Source organism: Plantactinospora sp. B5E13 (assembly GCF_039871775.1).
In the GTDB taxonomy this organism is placed as follows: Bacteria; Actinomycetota; Actinomycetes; order Mycobacteriales; family Micromonosporaceae; genus Plantactinospora.
In genome coordinates this window covers 64,484-82,576 of the sequence record NZ_JBDPLT010000002.1, presented here as the reverse complement: position 1 = coordinate 82,576, position 18,093 = coordinate 64,484, and the positions used below count along the sequence as shown (strand labels likewise).

Sequence of the window (18,093 nt, the reverse complement as noted above, 5' to 3'; positions counted from 1 at the left end):
GGCTACCGGATTTCGCCCGGGTTCCGGGCCGTTTCGGGGTGCACCGGGGGCGGCAGTGACGGGCAGGGCCGGGACGGCTGCGGCGGGCGGTGCGGCCGGTGCACCAGCAGCAGGGCCAGCACCGCGCCGGCCACCATCAGCCCGGCACACCACAGCAGTGCGTTCCGGTAGGCGGGGGTGAGTTCGCCGGCGACCCGGTAACCCCCGCCGGAGAGCCCGACCAGCAGTGGCAGCCCGGAGACCGCGAGCAGCCCGCCGACCCGGGAAGCCGCGTTGTTGAGTCCGCTGGCCGCGCCGGCGAACCGGTCCGGCGCGGCGGCCAGCACCGAGGCGGTCAGCGGGGCGACCACCAGGGTCACCCCGAGCCCGAAGAGGGTGATTCCGGGCAGCACATCCACCCAGTACGACGCGCCGCGCCCGATCTGGCGCAACAGCAGCAGCCCGCCGGCGGCCAGCAGTGGCCCGACGGTGAGCTGGAGACGCGGCCCGATCCGGGCGGCCAGCGCCCCGGAGCGGGCGGAGCCGACCAGCAGCAGGATCGTCATCGGCAGCGTGGCCAGGCCGGTGACCAGCGCCGAGTAGCCGACGACGTTCTGCAGGTAGATCGAGAAGAAGAACGTGAGCCCGCCGAGCCCCGCGTAGACCAGCACGGTGTAGAGGTTCAGCACCCCGAAGAGCCGGTTGCCGAAGAGTGCCGGCGGCAGCGTCGCCCGTTCGCCGCGCCGCCGCTCGATCAGGACGAACACCAGTACGGCGAGTACGCCGGCCGCTGCGGCGCCGACCACCGGTGCGGCGCCGCCGCCGAGCTGGTCGGCCTCGACCAGGGCGTAGGTGATGCCGGCCAGGCCGAGGGCGCCGAACAGCGCGCCGGCCAGGTCGAACCGGGCCGGGGTCGGGTCGGCGCGGCTCTCCGGGATCCAGCGCAGCGTGGCGAGGACCACGACGACGGCGAGCGGCACGTTGAGGAAGAAGATCCACCGCCAGGAGAACGCGTCGATGAGCCAGCCGCCGAGGAAGGGACCGAAGGCGGTGGAGACGCCGGCCAGCCCGGACCAGGCGCCGATCACCCGGCCCCGCTCGTCCGGGTGGAAACTCGCCTGCAGCAGGGCGAGGGAGCCCGGGGTCAGCAGGGCGCCGCCGAGCCCCTGCAGGAAGCGGGCCGCGATCAGCCAGCCCGTGTTCTGCGCCGCGCCGCAGAGCACCGACGCGACGGTGAAGGCGAGAACGCCGGCCAGGAAGACCCGTCGCCGGCCGAGCCGGTCCCCGACCGCGCCGCCGAGCAGGACAAACGCGGCCAGGCTGAGCAGGTAGCCGTTCAGCGTCCACTGCAGACCGGCGGTGCTGGCGCGCAGCTCCGTACCGAGGTGGGGCAGGGCGACGTTGACCACCGTGGCGTCGAGGAAGACCATCCCGGAGGCCACGACGGCCGCGAACAGGGTCCCCCGACCGGCCGGACTGGCCAGCCTGAGCGCGGCTGCGGAGTCACTCACAGTGCCAGACTTCCCCTTCTCGGCGTAAGATGCCGCGAAACACCGGAACCAGATCCGGCTGCCCTGTCCACCGGTCGACCCGACAAGCTGGAAGCCGTGCCGTTCATCCGTACCAGATCAGGATCCCGGCCGGGAATCGCCGTCCTGGCCTCGGTGGCGCTCGCCCTCGGCGGCGCCGCCGGTTGTGGCGCCGACGATGCGTTGCCTCCGCGCCCGGCCGCTAGCGCCGGCCCGCAGGCGCAGTTGGAAGAGTTGACCACGGCGTCGGCCGGCTCGATGCGGGGTTACAGCCGGGACCGGTTCCCGCACTGGCGCAACGCGGGTAAGAACTGCGATGTCCGGGACACCGTGCTGCAGCGGGACGGCACCGACATCAAGTTGTCCGGCTGCAACGTCGTCGGTGGGCGCTGGCCCAGTCGGTACGACGGCCGCACGCTCACCGACCCGAGTGACGTCGACATCGACCACATGGTGCCGCTGGCCAACGCCTGGCGTTCGGGTGCCGACGAGTGGAACGACGACAAGCGGGGCGACTTCGCCAACGACCTGGACCAGCCGCAGCTGTTCGCCGTGTCGAAAACGACAAACCGCTCCAAGGGTGATCAGGATCCGTCCCAGTGGAAGCCGCCGAACCGGGACGACTGGTGCCGGTACGCGGCGGACTGGATCGCGGTCAAGCACTACTGGCGGCTCACGGTCACCGAGGCCGAGCGGGCGGCGCTCGGCGACATGCTGGGCAGCTGCTGATGGCCCCGCCCGGCACCCCACCGGACGGCGAGCCGGCCGCCGAGCAGGTCACGTCCGACGGTGAGCCGCCGGCCGGGCAGACCCCACCCGACGACGAGCCGTCGGCCACCCGGACCACCGACATCGTCCCCGGTCCGGGTGGGGTGATGACCGACGAGGTCGGCGTGGTGACCGGGGAACTGACGCTGCGCACCGAGCTGCACGGCGACCAGGTGGCGCTCCGGGTGCAGTACAAGGACGCCGCCGAGTGGTACGTGGTCACCGGCGGCCGGACCCGGCTCTCCGATCCGGCGGACCTCGACGCGGTGCACACGATCGCGGTCGGCCTGCTCGACCGGCCTGACGGCTGACCCTCCCGCTCGACCCGGCCCGACTTTCGCGTGAGCGATTGACAAAATTTTGTTTTACATACAGGATGATTTTTGCCATGAGAGACGTGATCTACCTCGAACAGATCGAGCAGGCGGAGACCCTGCTCAAGCCGCAGCGCATCGAGGTGCTGCGGCAACTCGCCGAGCCGCGCACCTGCACCGAGGTGGCGGCCCGGCTCGACCAGACCCCCCAACGCGTCTACTACCACGTGAAACGCCTGGTCGAGGCCGGCCTCGTCGACCAGGTCTCGGAACGGAAGGTCCGCGGCATCCACGAGGGGATCTACCAGGCCAGTGCCCGGTCGTACTGGCTGTCGCCCCGGCTGGTCGGCCGGCTCGGGCTACGCAAGGCGCAGGACGAGCTGAGCCTGGGCTACCTGCTCAACCTGATGGAAGAGGTCCAGGCCGACATCGCCGCGCTCGACCGGACCGCGCCAGAACTGCCCTCGATCGGAGTCTCCGGCGAGATCCGGGTCCCCGCCGAGCAGCGCCAACAGTTCCTCGACGACCTGCGGACCGCACTGCAGGACCTGTTCACCCGCTACGGCGGAGCCGAAGGTGACGCCTTCAAGCTCGCCGTCGCCTGCTACCCACACAGGAGTACGCCATGACCGCACCGCTGACGCTGCGCGCCCGCGCCGCCGCTCCGCTCAAGACCGTCCGGCACGCCCTGACCGACCCCGCCGAACTGCGGATCTGGCTCGCCGAGCACGCCGAGGTCGAGCTTCCGCACCGGTACGAGTTCTGGGGCCGGCACACCCCCGAGGGCGACGCCCCGCACCAGACCCCGCAGCACGTCGACGACCACACCATCCGGTTCAGCTGGCTGCTCGACGGCGAGCAGACGAGCACCGAGATCACCCTCGTCGAGGAGAGCCCGGAGTCGACCCTGATCACGCTCTCCCAGAGCCACTGGAGCTTCGCCGACGCGATGAGCGGCACCACCATCCGGGGCGTGCTGCAGACGTACTGGTCGCTGGCGATCGCCAATCTGGTCGACCACGTCGAGGGGCGGCCACTCACCCCGAAGACCGACTTCACCTCGGCGACCTTCCGCGAGGAGATCGTGATCGGCGCCTCGGCCGACGCCCTCTACCGGTCTCTCACCGACTCCGAGCAGGCCAGCACGTGGTTCGGCTACCCGATCGGAATCGAGCCGTACGTCGGCGGCCGGTGGGCGATGGGCGGCTTCGACAACAACCCCAACCCGGCGAAGGTGCTCGAGGTGACCCCCGGCAAGGGCATGACGGTCGACTGGGGCCCGGTCGGCGTCGTCACCTGGGAGCTGGCGGAAAGCGACGGCAAGACGAAACTGTCGTTCGTGCAGAGCGGCTTCGACACCACGAACCCGCCGTACGGCGCCTGGAGCGGTTGGCTCAGCGGGCTGGCCGAGCTGCGCCGCTTCCACGAACTGGCCGACTGGCGGCCGATCTGGCTGCACGACCCGGACGAGGTCATCGCCGCCTCGGAGCAGCAGGTCGCTGGCTGAGCACCCGGTCGCATCCCGGCAGGCGGGCGGGTCCGGCGTACCGGCCCCGCCCGCCTGCCGGTCGACGGACTCCCAGACGAAGTCGAGCGAACGCCTGGGCCGTGTGTCATAAGTGCCGTTCAAGTCGTCTGAGCCAGACGTCGATCATGCTGAGGGTGGGGGTGGCTTCGTACCGCATCGCGAGTGTGTCGTGGCGCGTGGCCACGGCGCGGTGCTGTTTGAGCGGGTTGATGCCGCATTCGACGGCATGGCGCTGTCGATATGCGCTGGAGTCAAAGGCGGGCGGGCGGCCCAACGCGTGATCGGCCGGCGCAGCGCTCGCCAACGCCGCCCAGCCTGCCTTCTTCGGTCGGGGCAGCAGCGGCTCCAGCACCGCCCACTGCGCGTCAGTCAGGTCGAATCGCCTCGTCACCGCTACACCGGCCACGAGGTCTCCGCGCAGATGGTTGTCTTGGTCGATACCCATCTACCAGGGGACCTCGCCTCGTATCGATCATCGACACGCCCGACCGGTCAACCCGGCCCCGTCACCCGACCACTCTTGACACACGGCCTAGCAACCGGGTGACTGCGCCCCGATGCTTTCGCTGAACAAGTCGAGAACCGCCCGCCACGCCCGCGCGGAGTGGGCAGCGTGGTAGCCCACTCCGGGCACGGTGGGGCTGAGGTGGTCAGCGCCGCCGGTAGGTGTCCCGTCAGGCTGAGTCGGAGCGGCCCAGAAGGCATGTTTGGCTCCGCCATAAATGTGTGCTCGCCAATCGACGCCAGCGTCCTGCAGCGCGCTGCTGAACGCTGAGATTTGAGCGGGAGTACAGAGCGGATCTTCGGAACCGGTACAGAGCAGGAAGGTCCCACCGGCATTCGTCCAGTCCTCGGCGCGCGGGGTTGGCAGGCCGGGGTGGATTACGGCGAGCGCTTTGAAGGGCACTCCCGTCCTGGCGAGTTCCAGCACGATTCGGCCGCCGGCCCCGTAACCGAGCGTGGCAAGTTGATTGTGATCGGCGCCGGGTTCAGCGAGTAGCACGTCAAGCGCGGCCTGACCGATGGTCAACATGCGGGCGGGGTTGGCCATCAGCGGCAGGGCCCGATCCAGCATCGCTTGCGGCTCGCCGAAGAAGGTCCGGCCGCCGTGGTAGTCCATCGCGAAGGTCAGATAGCCGTGTTCGGCGAGGTCGTCGGCTCGGCTGCGTTGATAGTCATCGAGACCGACGCCGTCATGTCCAAGAAGCACGGCCGGCCACGGCCCGTCGCCACTTGGCCGCGACATGTGACCGACCATCGTCAAGCCGTCGATGTCATACCTGACTTCCCGTCTTGCGATCATGAGATCGACACTAGCCGGACCGTGTTGCTTTGTTGGACTGCGTTCGCTTCCAGCGAAGCTGAATGCGCAGTGGTGAATTGCGATCTGACCAGAATCTACGCGCGAAGGACGAGGCTGCACGGTCGCACCAGCCGCGCGGGGTAGCCGATTCCTTCGGTGTGGATGCCGCGCGGTGCGACCACACCCCTCCCCGTTCCACCGGGTACGGCCACCTCGACAAGGCCAGCATCGGCGGACGACCCCGACCGTCCGGCAGCGATGCCGCCCATGTCGCCCAACCACCTTTGACACACGGACTAGACAAACGAGCCGGGTTCGCTGGGCGCCGAGACGGTGTGCGGCGCCTCGCCCTCGTCCTCCGGCCGGGTGACCTGGCCCGTCACCTTGTGCGGCCGCAGTTCACCGCTGGCGATCTGCTCGGCCCAGTGACAGGCGACCCGGCTGGTGCCGATCTGGCGCAGTGCCGGCCGCTCGTCGGCGCATCGGGTCGGCTGCGCCCACGGGCAGCGGGTGTGGAACCGGCAGCCGGCCGGCGGGTTGGCCGGCGACGGCAGGTCCCCGGCGAGCAGGATCCGCTCCCGTCGGTCCTCCACCTCCGGGTCCGGCACCGGCACCGCCGACATCAGCGCCCGGGTGTACGGGTGCAGCGGCTCGGCATAGAGCCGGTCACTCGGCGCCTCCTCCACCAACGCACCCAGGTACATCACCCCGACCACGTCGGAGATGTGCCGGACCACCGCCAGGTCGTGCGCGATGACCAGGTAGGTCAGCCCCAGCTCGTCCTGGAGCTCATCGAGCAGGTTGACAACCTGGGCCTGGATCGACACGTCCAACGCGGAGACCGGCTCGTCGGCGACGATCAGTTCGGGACCGAGCACCAGGGCCCGGGCGATGCCGATCCGCTGCCGCTGGCCACCGGAGAACTCGTGCGGGTAGCGGGACAGCGCCCACTTCGGCAGGCCGACCGCGTCCAGGGTCTTGGTGATGATCTCCCGACGGGCGGCCCGGTCGGCACCGATGCCGTGCGCCTGCAGACCCTCGACCAGGATCGACTCGACGTTCTGCCGGGGGTCCAGGCTGGACATCGGATCCTGGAAAATCATCTGCATCCGGCGGCGCATGGTCCGCATCCGGTTCGCCGGCAGGCTGGTCAGCTCCGTACCGTCGAAGGAGACCTGACCCGACGTCGGCTTCGTGAGCTGCAGGAGCGCCCGGCCGAGCGTCGACTTGCCGCAGCCCGACTCGCCCACCAGCCCGTACGTCCGGCCGCGCGGGATCGTCAGGTCCACCCCGTCGACCGCCTTCACGTGCCCGACCACCCGGTCGAAGACGACACCCCGGGTGATCGGGAAGTGCACCTTCAGGTCACGGACCTCGACCAGGTTCCCGCCGCGCTCCGGCGTCATCTCCGCGCTCCGCTCGGTCATGCCGACTCCTCCTCACCCCGGGTGGGCCGCGACGCCGGCTCGGCGGCCGGATGCTCCGGCGTACGCGGCGCCGGCGTACGCGCTGCCGGCTCCGCCTTCGGAGCGGCCGCATCGCCCCGGGTCTCCGACGCCGCCGGGTCGACCGCACCGGCCGGCGGCACCGGGTTGACACACCGGTAGGTGCGGTCGGTGTGGGTCAGCACCATCGCCGGCGGCTCCCCGACACACGCCTCCATCTGCCGGCTGCACCGGGGCGAGAAGGCGCAGCCCTCGGCCCACGGCAGCACGTCACGGACCGAACCGGGGATCGGGGAGAGCCGCTCGCCCTGGCCCGCGTCCAGGCGTGGGATCGACCCGAGCAACCCCACCGTGTACGGGTGCCGCGGCTCGGCGAAGAGCGGCCGGCGGCGGGCGGTCTCGACCACCCGGCCGGCGTAGAGCACATTGACCGTGTCGCACATGCCGGCGACCACCCCCAGATCATGGGTGATCATGACGAGGGCGGTGCCGGAGTCGCGTACCAGGTCCTTCAACAGCTCCAGGATCTGCGCCTGGATGGTCACGTCGAGCGCCGTGGTGGGCTCGTCGGCGATCAGCAGCCGGGGCTGGCAGGCCACCGCGATGGCGATCAGCGCCCGCTGACGCATCCCGCCGGAGAGCTGGTGCGGATACTCCTTCAGCCGCCGAGTCGGGTCCGGGATGCCGACCCGGTCCAGCAGCTCGGCCGCCTCCTTGCGGGCCGCGTCGCCGCCCAGCCCCCGGTGCCGGGTGAGCACCTCGGTGACCTGTCGGCCGATCGGAATGACCGGGTTCAGCGAGGAGAGCGGATCCTGGAAGATCATCGCCACGTCCCGGCCCCGGATGTCCCGCATCGTCCGCCGGTCGACCCTGAGCAGGTCGGTGCCGTCGAAGTCCGCCCGCCCCTCGACCGTGATCCCGGCCTGCCGAGGCAGCAGCCCCATCAGGGCCAGCGAGGTCACACTCTTGCCGCAGCCGGACTCGCCGACCAGACCGACGACCTCACCCGCGTCCACCGAGAACGACACCCCGTCGACCGCCCGGACCGTACGCTTGCCGCGCTGGCGGAACGTGACGGAGAGATTGTCCACCTCAAGCAGTGCCATGCTGTGCCGGCCTTTCGTTCGCGACTGCGGGGCTCGCAAGCTCACTCCTCGCGCTCACCGTTCCGGCCTTTCGTTCGCGACTGCGGGGCTCGCAAGCTCACTCCTCGCGCTCACCGTTCCGGCCTTTCGTTCGCGACTGCGGGGCTCGCAAGCTCACTCCTCGCGCTCACTGTTCCGGCACTCACGGGAGCCACTACTTCCGCAGCTTCGGGTCGAGGGCCTCGCGCATCGCCTCACCGAGCAGGGTGAAACCCAGCGCGGTGATGATGATCGCCAACGCCGGATAGATCGCCAACGCCGGCCGGATCCCGAGGTACGGCTGCGCGTCGGCGAGCATCACGCCCCACTCCGGGACCGCCGAGTCGGGGTTGCCGAGGCCGAGGAAGGAGAGCGCCGCCGCCTCGATGATCGCGGTGGCCAGGGTGAGTGTCGCCTGCACGATGACCGGGGCGAGCGAGTTGGGCAGCACGTGACTGAGCGCGATCCGGGTGCGCCGTACCCCGAGCGAGGTGGCGGCGAGCACGTAGTCGCTGTTCGACTGGGCGATCATCGAGCCGCGCAGCAGCCGTGCGAAGACCGGCACCGAGACCACACCGACCGCGATCATCACCGTGGTCAGGCTGGCGCCGAGCAGTGCCGCGATGCTGACCGCGAGCAGCAGGCTGGGCAGCGCCAGCAGCATGTCGACGATCCGCATCAGGGTGGTGTCGACCCAGCGGCCCCAGCGCCCGCCCAGACCGGCGGCGGCGCCGGCGATCCCGCCGACCAGCGCGCCGACGGCCAGACCGATCAGGGTCGAGACCACGCCGACCAGCAGGGTCTGCCGGGCACCAACGATCAGCCGACTGAACTCGTCCCGCCCCTGGTGGTCGAAGCCGAGCCAGTGGTCGGCGGACGAACCGGGAATGATGCCCTGGCCGGACTTGACCAGCCCTTCCCGGATGCCGACCGTGTCCGTCGGCCCGTACGGCACGAAGAACGGGCCGACGATCGCGACGAGCACGAAGATCCCGAGGACCACCGCGCCGACGATCGCCGCCGGGTTACGCCGCAGCCGACGGAACGCCTCCTGCCAGAGGCTGACCCCGCGTTCGTCGTCGCGCATCGCGGAGAGTTCGCCGAGCCGGTCGAGCTTCTCCGCCTTCTTCCGAGCCCTGTCCGTGATGGTCATCGGCGCCGTCCTTCGTTCGCGACTGCGGGGCTCACTCGCTGCGCTCGCTCACTCCTCGCGCTCACCAGAGCCGTCCTTCGTTCGCGACTGCGGGGCTCACTCGCTGCGCTCGCTCACTCCTCGCGCTCACCAACACCCCGCTCTTGAACCGGATCGTCCTCATCGGACCCTCACCCTCGGGTCGATCAGGCTGTAGGAGAGATCGACGATCAGGTTCACGAGGACGAACAGCACCGCGATGATCATGATGAAGCCCATCAGCACCGGGTAGTCCCGCTGGCTGATCGAGTCGGCGATGAACGCGCCGATGCCGTTGAACGCGAAGACCGTCTCGGTGAGCACCGCACCGGAGAGCAGACCGCCGGTGAGCAGACCGATGGTGGTCGCCACCGGCAGCATCGCGTTGCGCAGCACGTGCCGGCCGCGTACCACCCGCTCGGTGAGGCCCTTGGCCTCGGCGGTCCGGATGTAGTCCTCGCCGAGCACCTCCAGCACGCTGGCCCGGGTGATCCGGACGATGATCGCCAGCGGGATGCTGGCCAACGCCAGACCGGGCAGCACGAGGTGCCAGAGCGCGTCGGCGGCGGCGTCCCACTCGCGGGTCAGCAGTCCGTCCAGGACGAAGAAGTTGGTGACCCGGGTGGCGTCGATGGTCGGGTCCTGCCGTCCGGTGGACGGGAACAGGTGCAGGTTCTCGGCGAAGATCGCCTTCAGGACGTACGCCAGGAAGAAGACCGGGATGCAGATGCCGACCAGCGATCCGGCGACCGAGACGTGGTCGAGCAGTCGGCCGCGACGACGGGCGGCGAGGTAACCGAGGGGAATGCCCACCGCGATCGCGATGATCATCGCGGTGACCGCCAGTTCGACGGTGCCCGGGAACCGCTGCAGGAACTCGGTCGTGACCTCACGTTTGGTGGCGATCGAACTGCCGAGGTCGAGACGGATCATCCGCCGCATGAACCGGCCGTACTGCACCAGGATCGGCTCGTCCAGGCCGAGGTTCGCGCGGATCGCGGCCCGCATCTCCGGCGTGCCACGCTCGCCGAGGATCGCGGTCTCCGGGCCGCCGGGCAGCCGGTGCAGCCAGATGAACAGAAGGATGGAGAGCCCGAACAGCGTAGGTATCAGCTGCAGCAGGCGTCTGACGATGAACCGGAACACAGGCGGCCTCTGGCGGGGGTGCGGAGGGTGGCGCGGGCGGGCGCTCGACTGGCCTCCGGCCTGAACTACCGGCCGACGGTCAGGGCGCGCCCGCCCGCGACTCCCTATTCCTCTATCTCAGCGCTTCCTCGACGGTCAGGACGTGAACTCGGCGGTGGAGTACCGCTCGTCGGTCAGCGGGCTCGCCTTGACCCCGGTGACGTCCTTGCCGAACACGATCGCCGGCGGCGAGTGCGAGATCGGCACACCCGGCAGGAACTTCATGATCTCGGCGTTGAGCTCCTTGTACAGCTCGGCCCGGGCGGCCAGATCAGCGGTGCTGTCAGCCCGCTTGAAGAGGTCGAACAGCGCCGGGTTGTTGAAACCCCACTCGTCCTTCTGCCGGTCGAAGAACGTACCGATGAAGTTGTACCCGTCGGCGTAGTCACCGGTCCAGCCGAGGATGTGCAGGTCGTGCGCGGTGCCGGTGCTGGTGGCGTTCAGGTAGTCCGGGGTCCACTTCAGCGGGATCGCCTCGACCTTGATGCCCACCGCCTGGAGGTCGGCCGAGAGCAGTTCGAAGAGGTCCTTCGGGTTCGGCATGTACGGCCGGGTGACCTCGGTCGGGTAGTGGAACCGCAGGGTCAGGTTGCTGGCACCCGCCTCGGCCAGCAGCGCCTTGGCCTTGTTAACGTCGTAGTTGTACTGCGTGACGTTCGGGTTCCAGCCGTCGACGGTGTCCGGCATGAACTGGAGGGCGACCTTGGCGCCCGGGGGCAGCTTGGAGTCGACCAGCGCCTGCCGGTTCAGGGCGTACGCGATCGCCTGCCGGACCCGGATGTCGGCCAGCTTCGGGTTGCCCTTCTGGTTGATCGCCAGGTAGAGGATGTTGAACGCCGGACGGGTCAGGACGTTGAAGCCCTCACCCTTCAGTGGCTCGACGTCGGCCGGACCGACCAGGTCGTAGCCGTTGATGTCGCCGGAGCGCAGCGCCTGCTTGCGGGCGTTCTCGTCCGAGATGGTCTTGAAGATGATGGTCTTGATCTTCGCCTTCGGACCGCCGGTGTAGTCCTCGTTACGCTCGATCGTCAGTGTCTTGTTCGCGATGTCCCAGGACTTGAACTTGTACGGCCCGGTGCCGGTCGGGTGTTGCATCGCGTACGGCGGGTACTGGATGTTGTCCGCCTTACCGCCGATGTTGCTGGCCTGGAACTCCTGCAGCGCCTTGGGGCTGTGGATGGAGAACGAGGGAAGCATCAGCGCGGCCGGGACCTTGCTGGAGACCCGACTGAAGGCGAGGTCCACAGTGGTGGCATCCTTGGCGGTGCAGGACTTGAAGAGGCTCTCGCCCAGGTCCTCGCGCTCGTTCTTGGCGAAGCCGCCCATCACGTCCTGCCAGTACGGCGTGACGTCCGGGCTCTGCATCAGACCGGTCGCGTTGTACCACCGGTTGAAGTTGACGCAGACCGCCTCGGCGTTGAAGTCCGTACCATCGTGGAACTTCACGCCGGAGCGGAGCTTGAAGGTCCAGACGGTGCCGGTCGAGTCCGGGGTCCAGCTCTCGGCCAGACCGGGCGTGACCTTGGTGCCGCCCTCTTCGGGCTTGACCAGGGTCTCGAACATCTGCCGGGCGATCCGCAGCGACTCGCCGTCACTGGCCAGGCTGGGGTCGAGCACCTTCGGGTCGCCGGCCACGCCGAAGACCAGGGTGTCCTTCGAACTCGAGCCCGAATCTCCGCGGTCGCTCTCGGCACAGCCGGCTACCGCGAGGGCCGCGACCGCGGCGGCCGCGATCGCGACCTTCGGTCTTGGTGCACGCATGGTGCTTCACCTCGTCCTGTGGATACGACAAACGCGGTGACGGGGGCCACCGATGGCGAGACATTAGCCGCCATGCGGACGGGGCGGAAACGGCCCGGGAGGGGGTTGGTACCTGATCGTGTCCTGACCGTCATGATGCGGACGACAGAGCGTCCGACATGGTCAACAAACGGGCTATTTTGTCCTGATCAGACTATGCGAAGTTGTTACATGCATCGTCGTGTTGATCTGCCCCGATGTCAGACCCGGACGGCCTGTCCGCCCCCCACCACGCGGACCGCTCCGACGGCCGTCGGACAGCCCGCCGGCGCACAGGCGTCGACGAAGGGCCGCCGACGAACCAGGCTTCAGGCGAAAGAGCCGCCAGCGAACAGGCGCCGGCGAACAGGCGTCGATGAAAGAGCCGCCGGCGGACGTGACGGTCGCCGTCGGTCAGATCGCCCGACGGCCCTCGAAGGCGCGGCCGAGCGTGATCTCGTCGGCGTACTCCAGATCGCCGCCGACCGGCAGGCCGCTGGCCAGTCGGGTCACCGAGATGCCCATCGGCTTGACCATCAGCGCCAGGTAGGTCGCGGTCGCCTCGCCCTCGGTGTTCGGGTCGGTGGCGAGGATCAGCTCCTTGACCGTGCCGGTGCCGAGCCGGAGCAGCAGCTCCCGGATCCGCAGGTTGTCCGGGCCCACGCCCTCGAGCGGATTGATCGCCCCGCCGAGCACGTGGTAGCGGCCCCGGAACTCGCCGGTCCGCTCGATCGCCACCACGTCCTTCGGCTCCTCGACCACACAGAGCACCTCGTCGGTACGACGTGGGTCACGACAGACCCGGCACTGCTCGGCCTCGGCGACGTTGTAGCAGGTGGTGCAGAACCGCACCAGTTCCTTGACCCGACGCAGCGCGGTCGCCAGCCGGGTTACGTCGGCCGGGTCGGCGGAGAGGACGTGGAAGGCGATCCGCTGGGCGCTCTTCGGGCCCACGCCCGGCAGCCGGCCCAGCTCGTCGATCAGATCCTGGATGGCACCCTCGTACATCGGGGGTTACTCAGAAACCGAGCGGGCCGAGGCCGCCGCCCAGGCCGCCGGTGACCGGGCCCATCTTCTCCTCGGTCAGCCTGCGCACCTCGTCGTGGGCGTTGTGCACGGCCGCCAGCACCAGGTCCTCGAGGGTCTCGACGTCCTCCGGGTCGACCGCCTTCGGGTCGATCTTGATCGTCTTGACCTCGCCCGCACCGGTCATGGTCACGGTCACCAGGCCGCCACCGGCAGTGCCGGTCAGCTCCGCCTCGGCCAGCTCCGCCTGCGCGGCGGCGAGCTGCTGCTGCATCTTCTGCGCCTGCTTCATCATCTGCTGCAGGTTGGGCTGTCCACCCGGGCGCACGGCGACTCCTTGGTTCGGCAAACGTCGACCCCAGCCTAGTACGGGCTAGCCCACAGTACGCTGCGACCGGCGCCGACCGGCGGCTCGCATCCCTTGGGGCAGCGAGTGGCTGCCGTTGACCGGGGTTCGACCAGCAACGACCGGCTTCCGGCCTGCGGTTCGTGCCCGCGCCTGTGCCAGAGCGCGGCGAACGCCAGGGCTCGCCGGAGCCTCTCTCCGGCAGGCGGGCAACTCCGACATCGCGGACCTACGGGTAATCTCGTTCAGGACTAAGCCGACAGTGTTCTTGGACCCCGGCGCTCCGGGTTTTACGGACTCCGCGCACCATCGCGAGAGAAGGTCCGGCCACGACAAGGTTTCTCAGCCAAGCACGGTCAGCCGCTGATCGAGACAACTGTGCGATCGACGATGAGACCCGTCCGGTGGCGCCGACCCGTACCCGATACTGGTACTGCTGATCTTCATTTTGCAGAACGGCCAACCATCCGACGTGCACTTCATGGGCACCCAAGGTCAACTTTCGATGGGCGTCGCGCTGCTGCTGGCCGCGGTGGCCGGGGCGCTGCTGGTGACCCTGCCCATCCCGCTGCGCGCAGGGGTACGCCGTAGCGCCCGTCGCCAGGGCGGCACGGACAACCTTGCCTTGGTCGAAGTCCCGAACGACATCCAGTCGGTTTCGTGATCCAAGTTGCCGACCGTCGGCGGTAGCGTCACGCGGCCGGGCGGTACGGGATCCGGAGCTCTGGTTCGGAGCCCCGGATCCCGTGAGCGTCCTCGGGTACGACGGGACAGGCCCCTGCCCGGGCGCAGTCCTGATGCCCGGCCTTCCTCGGCAGCGCCACGTACCGCTGATCGGTGCGCCGCCTCGGCCGGTCTGTCGTCAGGCGCAGGCCGGCTTGTAGGTCGTGTAATGGGGCGAGCGGACCTCGTGTTGATTTTCCTCGTAGGCCCAGAGGTACCACTCAATGGAATCCACCGTCAGCGCACCGTAGATGGCGGGAGTGGGTGCCAGGCCACTGAACGACGTCGGACCGCTGCCGATGTTCGAACCCGCGTAACTACCGCCGCCCTTGGCGGTATGTACGACGACGTTGGTATCGGTGAAGCCGGTAGCCCGGGCGGAGACGCTGAGTACCCACCCCCCGTCCCGGCACACGGCGGTTGCGCTGCCGCTGAGGGAAAGTGCGGGCTTGTTGGAGCCCGAGCTTTTCGTCGGGCTGGCCTTGGCCGGTGCGGTGGTCCTGGGCTGCGTCCGGGGCACCTCCCGGGGCGGGGTCGTCTGCGCGGTGGGTCCCGGCCCCGCTGGTCCGGCTCCGGCTGGCCCGCCGCCGGCAGTCTGCCGGCTTGGTCCACCGCCGGCAGACTGGCCCGGTCGGCCACCGGCAGACTGCTGGCCTGGTCCACCGCTGAGCGGCGGCGGGGTCGGAGTGACGACTGCCGGATCGGGTGGTGGCGGCATCGGGCCCACCGGGGCCGGCGTGATGGGTTGCGCCGTCACCGGTATGCCGGGCGACGAGTCGCGGGTCAGCCAGACCGCGGCACCGACCAGCAGTAGCGCGACGACCATCACCATCGGCAGCAGGGCACGCGGCATTGCCGCCGGTTGGGATTCGTCCGGCGACTTCGGTGTGGACGGCCCGGGTGTCGGCGCCTCGACTACCCTGATCTTCGACGGTTCCGCGCCGGCCGACGTCCCGGTCGCGCCGGCCGTACCAGTCGACGCCGTTGCGCTCGACGCAGCCGTTGCAGTCGACGCCGTTGCGGTCGACGCAGTCGATCCGGTCGTTCCGGTCGACGCCGTTGCGAGCGACGCCGTTGTTCCGGTTGACGCCGTTGTTCCGGTTGACGCCGTTGTTCCGGTTGACGCCGTTGTTCCGGTTGACGCGGTCGATTCGGTCGACGCGTTCGTGCTGGACGCGTTCGTCGGTGCTGGAGCCGCAGCCGACACCTTCGGCGCGGTCCCGGTCGCCGATGGCGTGGCTTCCGTCGAATCCGTCGTGCCGGCAGCGCTCGTCCCCGAGGCGATCTCGGTCGCCTCGGTCGGCGTGGATCCGGGCCCGGCCGGCGTGGTAACCGGAGATGCGGGCGCCGACCCGGTCGACTCGTCGGAGGCAGGCTCGGCGGGAGTCAGCTTGACCGATGTGGACTCCGAGGGCTTGACAGAGTCTGGCTGGCCGGGATCGGGTAGCCGCGCACCGCACTCGAGACAATATGGACCTTCACTGTCATCGCCAAAACCACATTCCCCGCACACGATCAGCACGACGGGGACATTAGTCGATCAGTCGTCGGATCGGGCTCCGCCGCGAGGTCCGGATCCCACTGCGGAGCCAGCCACGGATACGGCTGGTAGGCCGCCCTGCTGACCACCGCGATCGCCGTACCGTCCGGGGTGAAGGCGCCCTTGCCGGCCAGTTGACTGTCATGGGTCAGGACGAAGCTGCTGGCGGGGACGGCGTCGCGGGTCAGTACGGTGATCCGGTCGGCGATCTGGATGGCCACCCGTGACCCCGTCCGGACTGAACGCCGCCATGTGGCCCGGCATGCCCTGGTAGCCGCCCCTGGCCGAGGCGACGTCGAGCAGCCGTCGGTACTCGCCCGTGTGCAGGTCCAGCAGTCCGATCGTGGCCGCGTCGACGTCGAGCCGGCCGTTCACCCGGCGTCCGGTCTCCCGGATCACCGCGAGGCCGCCCCGCCACCCACCGGCCGCCGGAGCCGCCCCGGAAGGGCAGCGGGCAGGCAGCTGGCGGGACCGTAGTGGCCGGCCGGATTCCGGGTAACCGCCGCCGAACGCCCTCGGATCACTTCTGTTGATACTGCCCATCTGAATGATTCGTTGGCGTTGATCGTGGTTCCGGACCACGCTTGATCCCGTCACCGAGGCAGCGGGCTAACGGAGGTTCCAGATGAGCAGCACCAACCAGCGGGTCGCGATCGTCACCGGCGGATCGCGCGGCATCGGACGGCAGATCGCCGTCCAGTTGGCGGAGAACGGGTACGCGGTGGTGGTGAACTACGCCGGCAACCAGGCGGACGCGGACAGCACGGTCGCCGCGCTGACCGATGCCGGCGGCACCGCGACCGCGGTACAGGCCGACGTCGCCGACGAACAGGCCGTCGCCGCCCTCTTCGACAGGGCCGAAGGGGAGTTCGGGGGCGTCGACGTCCTGGTGAACGCGGCCGGGATCATGCCGACCGGGCCGCTGGTCGACCTCGACCCGGAGACCCTGGACCGGGTGCTGCGGATCAACCTGCGCGGCACCCTGCTGGTGAACCAGCAGGCGGCCCGCCGGCTGCGCGCCGGCGGGGCGATCGTCAACATCTCCAGCTCGATCACCCGGTTCCAGCGGCCCGGCTACGCCGCGTACGCCGCGACCAAGGGTGGGGTGGAGTCGATGACCCTGATCCTCGCCCGCGAGCTGCGCGGCCGGGACATCACCGTGAACGCGGTCGCCCCCGGTCCGGTCGCCACCGAACTCTTCCTCCGGGGCAAGGACGAGGAGACCATCAACCGGATCGCCGCCGAGCCGCCACTGGGCCGGATCGGCGCTCCGGAGGACATCTCCGGGATCGTGGCCTTCCTCGCCGGCCCGGGCCGCTGGATCAACGGCCAGGTGCTGTACGCGAACGGCGGCGCCGTCTGAGCGGCCGGGCACGGGCCGCCCGTACCTCGGAGTATGTGATCGTTGGCGGTGTGGAACTCAGGCACCTGGAGTACTTCCTCGCCGTCGCCGCCGAGCGGAGCTTCACCCGAGCCGCGAGCCGGCTGCACGTGGTCCAGTCGGCGGTCTCGGCCGCCATCTCGACGTTGGAGCGCGAACTGGGCGCACCGCTGTTCGAACGCAGCGCCCAGCGGGTGGTGCTGACCAGCGCCGGCGAGGCCCTGCTACCCGAGGCCCGGGCCACCCTCGACACCGCGCAGGCGGCCCGGGACGCGGTCCGCCGGGTCTGCCGGGAACTCAGCGGCACCGTGGTCCTGGGCTGCCTGACCGGGGTCGGCGGTGTCGACTTCGCCGGCCTGCTGAGCGACTTCCACACCCGACACCCGCTGGTCAAACTCTGGCTGCGGGCGGCCGCCTCGGACGGATCGGCAGGGCTGGCCCGGTCACTGGTCAACCACGAGATCGACGTCGCCTTCCTCGGGGTCGGCAGACGACCGTTCCCGGGTCTGGACAGCCGGCAACTGGTCCGGATCCCGCAGGTGCTGGTGGTCCCGGCCGGGCATCCGCTGGCCGACCGGCGCTCGGTCACCCTGGCCGAAGTGGCGAACGAGCAGTTCATCGACTATCCGATCGGGTACGCGAACCGGACCCGCAACGACGACGCCTTCGCCGCCGCCGGGGTGGAGCGGACCATCACCATGGAGGTCAGTGACGTGGTCATGGCCGCGAACTTCGTCCGGCACGGGCTCGGGGTGACCATCCTTCCGGTCCGGGCGGTGCCGCCGGGGCCCGAGGTCAGCGCGTTACCGGTGACCGACCAGTCATTGGAGTGGTCACTGCACGTGGCCACGGCCCGGGGGCGACGGATCAGCGCGGCCACCACCGCCCTGCTCGAGTTGGTCGACGCGCATCTGGAGGACGACGGGCCTCCGCGACCGGCGGCCTGACCGGG

19 protein-coding genes and 1 pseudogene are annotated in these 18,093 nt (G+C 69.7%); 8 read left to right on the top strand and 12 right to left on the bottom strand.

All coding sequences use genetic code 11. The annotated features are described in order from the left end of the window. Positions 1–2 precede the first annotated feature (2 nt). Entirely contained in the window at positions 3–1,490 is a 1,488-nt protein-coding gene (locus ABGB05_RS02275) for an MFS transporter (RefSeq protein WP_347651426.1), read from the bottom strand. A gap of 105 nt (positions 1,491–1,595) precedes the next feature. Between ABGB05_RS02275 and ABGB05_RS02270 the strand changes: the two genes are divergently transcribed. The 4 genes from ABGB05_RS02270 to ABGB05_RS02255 all read left to right on the top strand — a co-directional run bounded on the left by ABGB05_RS02270 (position 1,596) and on the right by ABGB05_RS02255 (position 4,097). Then, the gene (locus tag ABGB05_RS02270; protein ID WP_347651675.1) at positions 1,596–2,237 is read left to right on the top strand and encodes an HNH endonuclease family protein; all 642 of its coding nucleotides are present in this window, start codon (positions 1,596–1,598) and stop codon (positions 2,235–2,237) included. Further along, positions 2,237–2,587, top strand: a complete 351-nt coding sequence (locus ABGB05_RS02265; protein WP_347651425.1) for a hypothetical protein — start codon at positions 2,237–2,239, stop codon at positions 2,585–2,587. The genes ABGB05_RS02270 and ABGB05_RS02265 overlap by 1 nt, the downstream gene beginning before the upstream one ends. A gap of 77 nt (positions 2,588–2,664) precedes the next feature. Further along, the gene (locus ABGB05_RS02260) at positions 2,665–3,219 is read left to right on the top strand and encodes a helix-turn-helix domain-containing protein (RefSeq protein ID WP_347651424.1); all 555 of its coding nucleotides are present in this window, start codon (positions 2,665–2,667) and stop codon (positions 3,217–3,219) included. Further along, positions 3,216–4,097, top strand: coding sequence for an SRPBCC family protein (locus ABGB05_RS02255; protein ID WP_347651423.1), 882 nt, complete (start codon positions 3,216–3,218; stop codon positions 4,095–4,097). Before ABGB05_RS02260 ends, ABGB05_RS02255 begins: the two co-directional genes overlap by 4 nt. A 106-nt stretch (positions 4,098–4,203) precedes the next feature. Here the strand turns inward: ABGB05_RS02255 and ABGB05_RS02250 are convergent. From ABGB05_RS02250 to ABGB05_RS02210, 9 genes and pseudogenes are all read right to left on the bottom strand, one after another. Beyond that, positions 4,204–4,389 (bottom strand): annotated as a pseudogene (locus ABGB05_RS02250) (IS5/IS1182 family transposase); the annotation flags it as partial. Positions 4,390–4,650: 261 nt separating this feature from the next. After that, complete coding sequence (locus ABGB05_RS02245) at positions 4,651–5,421, bottom strand: dienelactone hydrolase family protein (protein WP_347651422.1); 771 nt, start codon at positions 5,419–5,421, stop codon at positions 4,651–4,653. A 296-nt stretch (positions 5,422–5,717) separates the two neighbouring features. Then, complete coding sequence (locus tag ABGB05_RS02240; protein WP_347651421.1) at positions 5,718–6,848, bottom strand: ABC transporter ATP-binding protein; 1,131 nt, start codon at positions 6,846–6,848, stop codon at positions 5,718–5,720. Next, complete coding sequence (locus ABGB05_RS02235; protein ID WP_347651420.1) at positions 6,845–7,972, bottom strand: ABC transporter ATP-binding protein; 1,128 nt, start codon at positions 7,970–7,972, stop codon at positions 6,845–6,847. Before ABGB05_RS02235 ends, ABGB05_RS02240 begins: the two co-directional genes overlap by 4 nt. A gap of 193 nt (positions 7,973–8,165) precedes the next feature. Then, positions 8,166–9,143 carry an ABC transporter permease gene (locus tag ABGB05_RS02230; RefSeq protein WP_347651419.1) on the bottom strand — a complete coding sequence of 326 codons (978 nt, stop codon included), beginning with the start codon at positions 9,141–9,143 and terminating at the stop codon, positions 8,166–8,168. 159 nt (positions 9,144–9,302) lie between these two features. After that, positions 9,303–10,307 (bottom strand): ABC transporter permease, encoded by a 1,005-nt coding sequence (locus ABGB05_RS02225; protein ID WP_347651418.1) that lies wholly within the window; start codon positions 10,305–10,307, stop codon positions 9,303–9,305. A 135-nt stretch (positions 10,308–10,442) separates the two neighbouring features. Next, a complete protein-coding gene (locus ABGB05_RS02220; RefSeq protein ID WP_347651417.1) occupies positions 10,443–12,107 on the bottom strand; it encodes an ABC transporter substrate-binding protein in 1,665 nt (554 codons plus the stop codon). A 432-nt stretch (positions 12,108–12,539) separates the two neighbouring features. After that, positions 12,540–13,133: a recombination mediator RecR gene (recR, locus tag ABGB05_RS02215; protein WP_347651416.1), complete on the bottom strand. Its 594-nt coding sequence runs from the start codon at positions 13,131–13,133 to the stop codon at positions 12,540–12,542. 10 nt (positions 13,134–13,143) lie between these two features. Continuing rightward, positions 13,144–13,455, bottom strand: coding sequence for a YbaB/EbfC family nucleoid-associated protein (locus ABGB05_RS02210; protein WP_347651674.1), 312 nt, complete (start codon positions 13,453–13,455; stop codon positions 13,144–13,146). Between the two features lie 547 nt (positions 13,456–14,002). Between ABGB05_RS02210 and ABGB05_RS02205 the strand changes: the two genes are divergently transcribed. Next, positions 14,003–14,161 (top strand): hypothetical protein, encoded by a 159-nt coding sequence (locus ABGB05_RS02205; protein WP_347651415.1) that lies wholly within the window; start codon positions 14,003–14,005, stop codon positions 14,159–14,161. Between the two features lie 198 nt (positions 14,162–14,359). Here ABGB05_RS02205 and ABGB05_RS02200 read toward each other — a convergent pair whose 3' ends face one another. Next, a complete protein-coding gene (locus ABGB05_RS02200; RefSeq protein ID WP_347651414.1) occupies positions 14,360–14,740 on the bottom strand; it encodes a hypothetical protein in 381 nt (126 codons plus the stop codon). Positions 14,741–14,906: 166 nt separating this feature from the next. Between ABGB05_RS02200 and ABGB05_RS02195 the strand changes: the two genes are divergently transcribed. Then, the gene (locus ABGB05_RS02195; RefSeq protein WP_347651413.1) at positions 14,907–15,845 is read left to right on the top strand and encodes a hypothetical protein; all 939 of its coding nucleotides are present in this window, start codon (positions 14,907–14,909) and stop codon (positions 15,843–15,845) included. A 56-nt stretch (positions 15,846–15,901) separates the two neighbouring features. On the opposite strand, the gene ABGB05_RS02190 is transcribed toward ABGB05_RS02195, so the two are convergent. After that, complete coding sequence (locus tag ABGB05_RS02190; RefSeq protein ID WP_347651412.1) at positions 15,902–16,159, bottom strand: hypothetical protein; 258 nt, start codon at positions 16,157–16,159, stop codon at positions 15,902–15,904. A gap of 226 nt (positions 16,160–16,385) precedes the next feature. On the opposite strand from ABGB05_RS02190, the gene ABGB05_RS02185 reads away from it, so the two are divergent. Together ABGB05_RS02185 and ABGB05_RS02180 are read left to right on the top strand one after the other, a co-directional pair. Further along, on the top strand, positions 16,386–17,123 hold the full coding sequence (locus ABGB05_RS02185; RefSeq protein ID WP_347651411.1) for an SDR family oxidoreductase: 738 nt from the start codon (positions 16,386–16,388) through the stop codon (positions 17,121–17,123). Positions 17,124–17,173: 50 nt separating this feature from the next. After that, complete coding sequence (locus tag ABGB05_RS02180) at positions 17,174–18,088, top strand: LysR family transcriptional regulator (RefSeq protein ID WP_347651410.1); 915 nt, start codon at positions 17,174–17,176, stop codon at positions 18,086–18,088. Positions 18,089–18,093 lie beyond the last annotated feature (5 nt).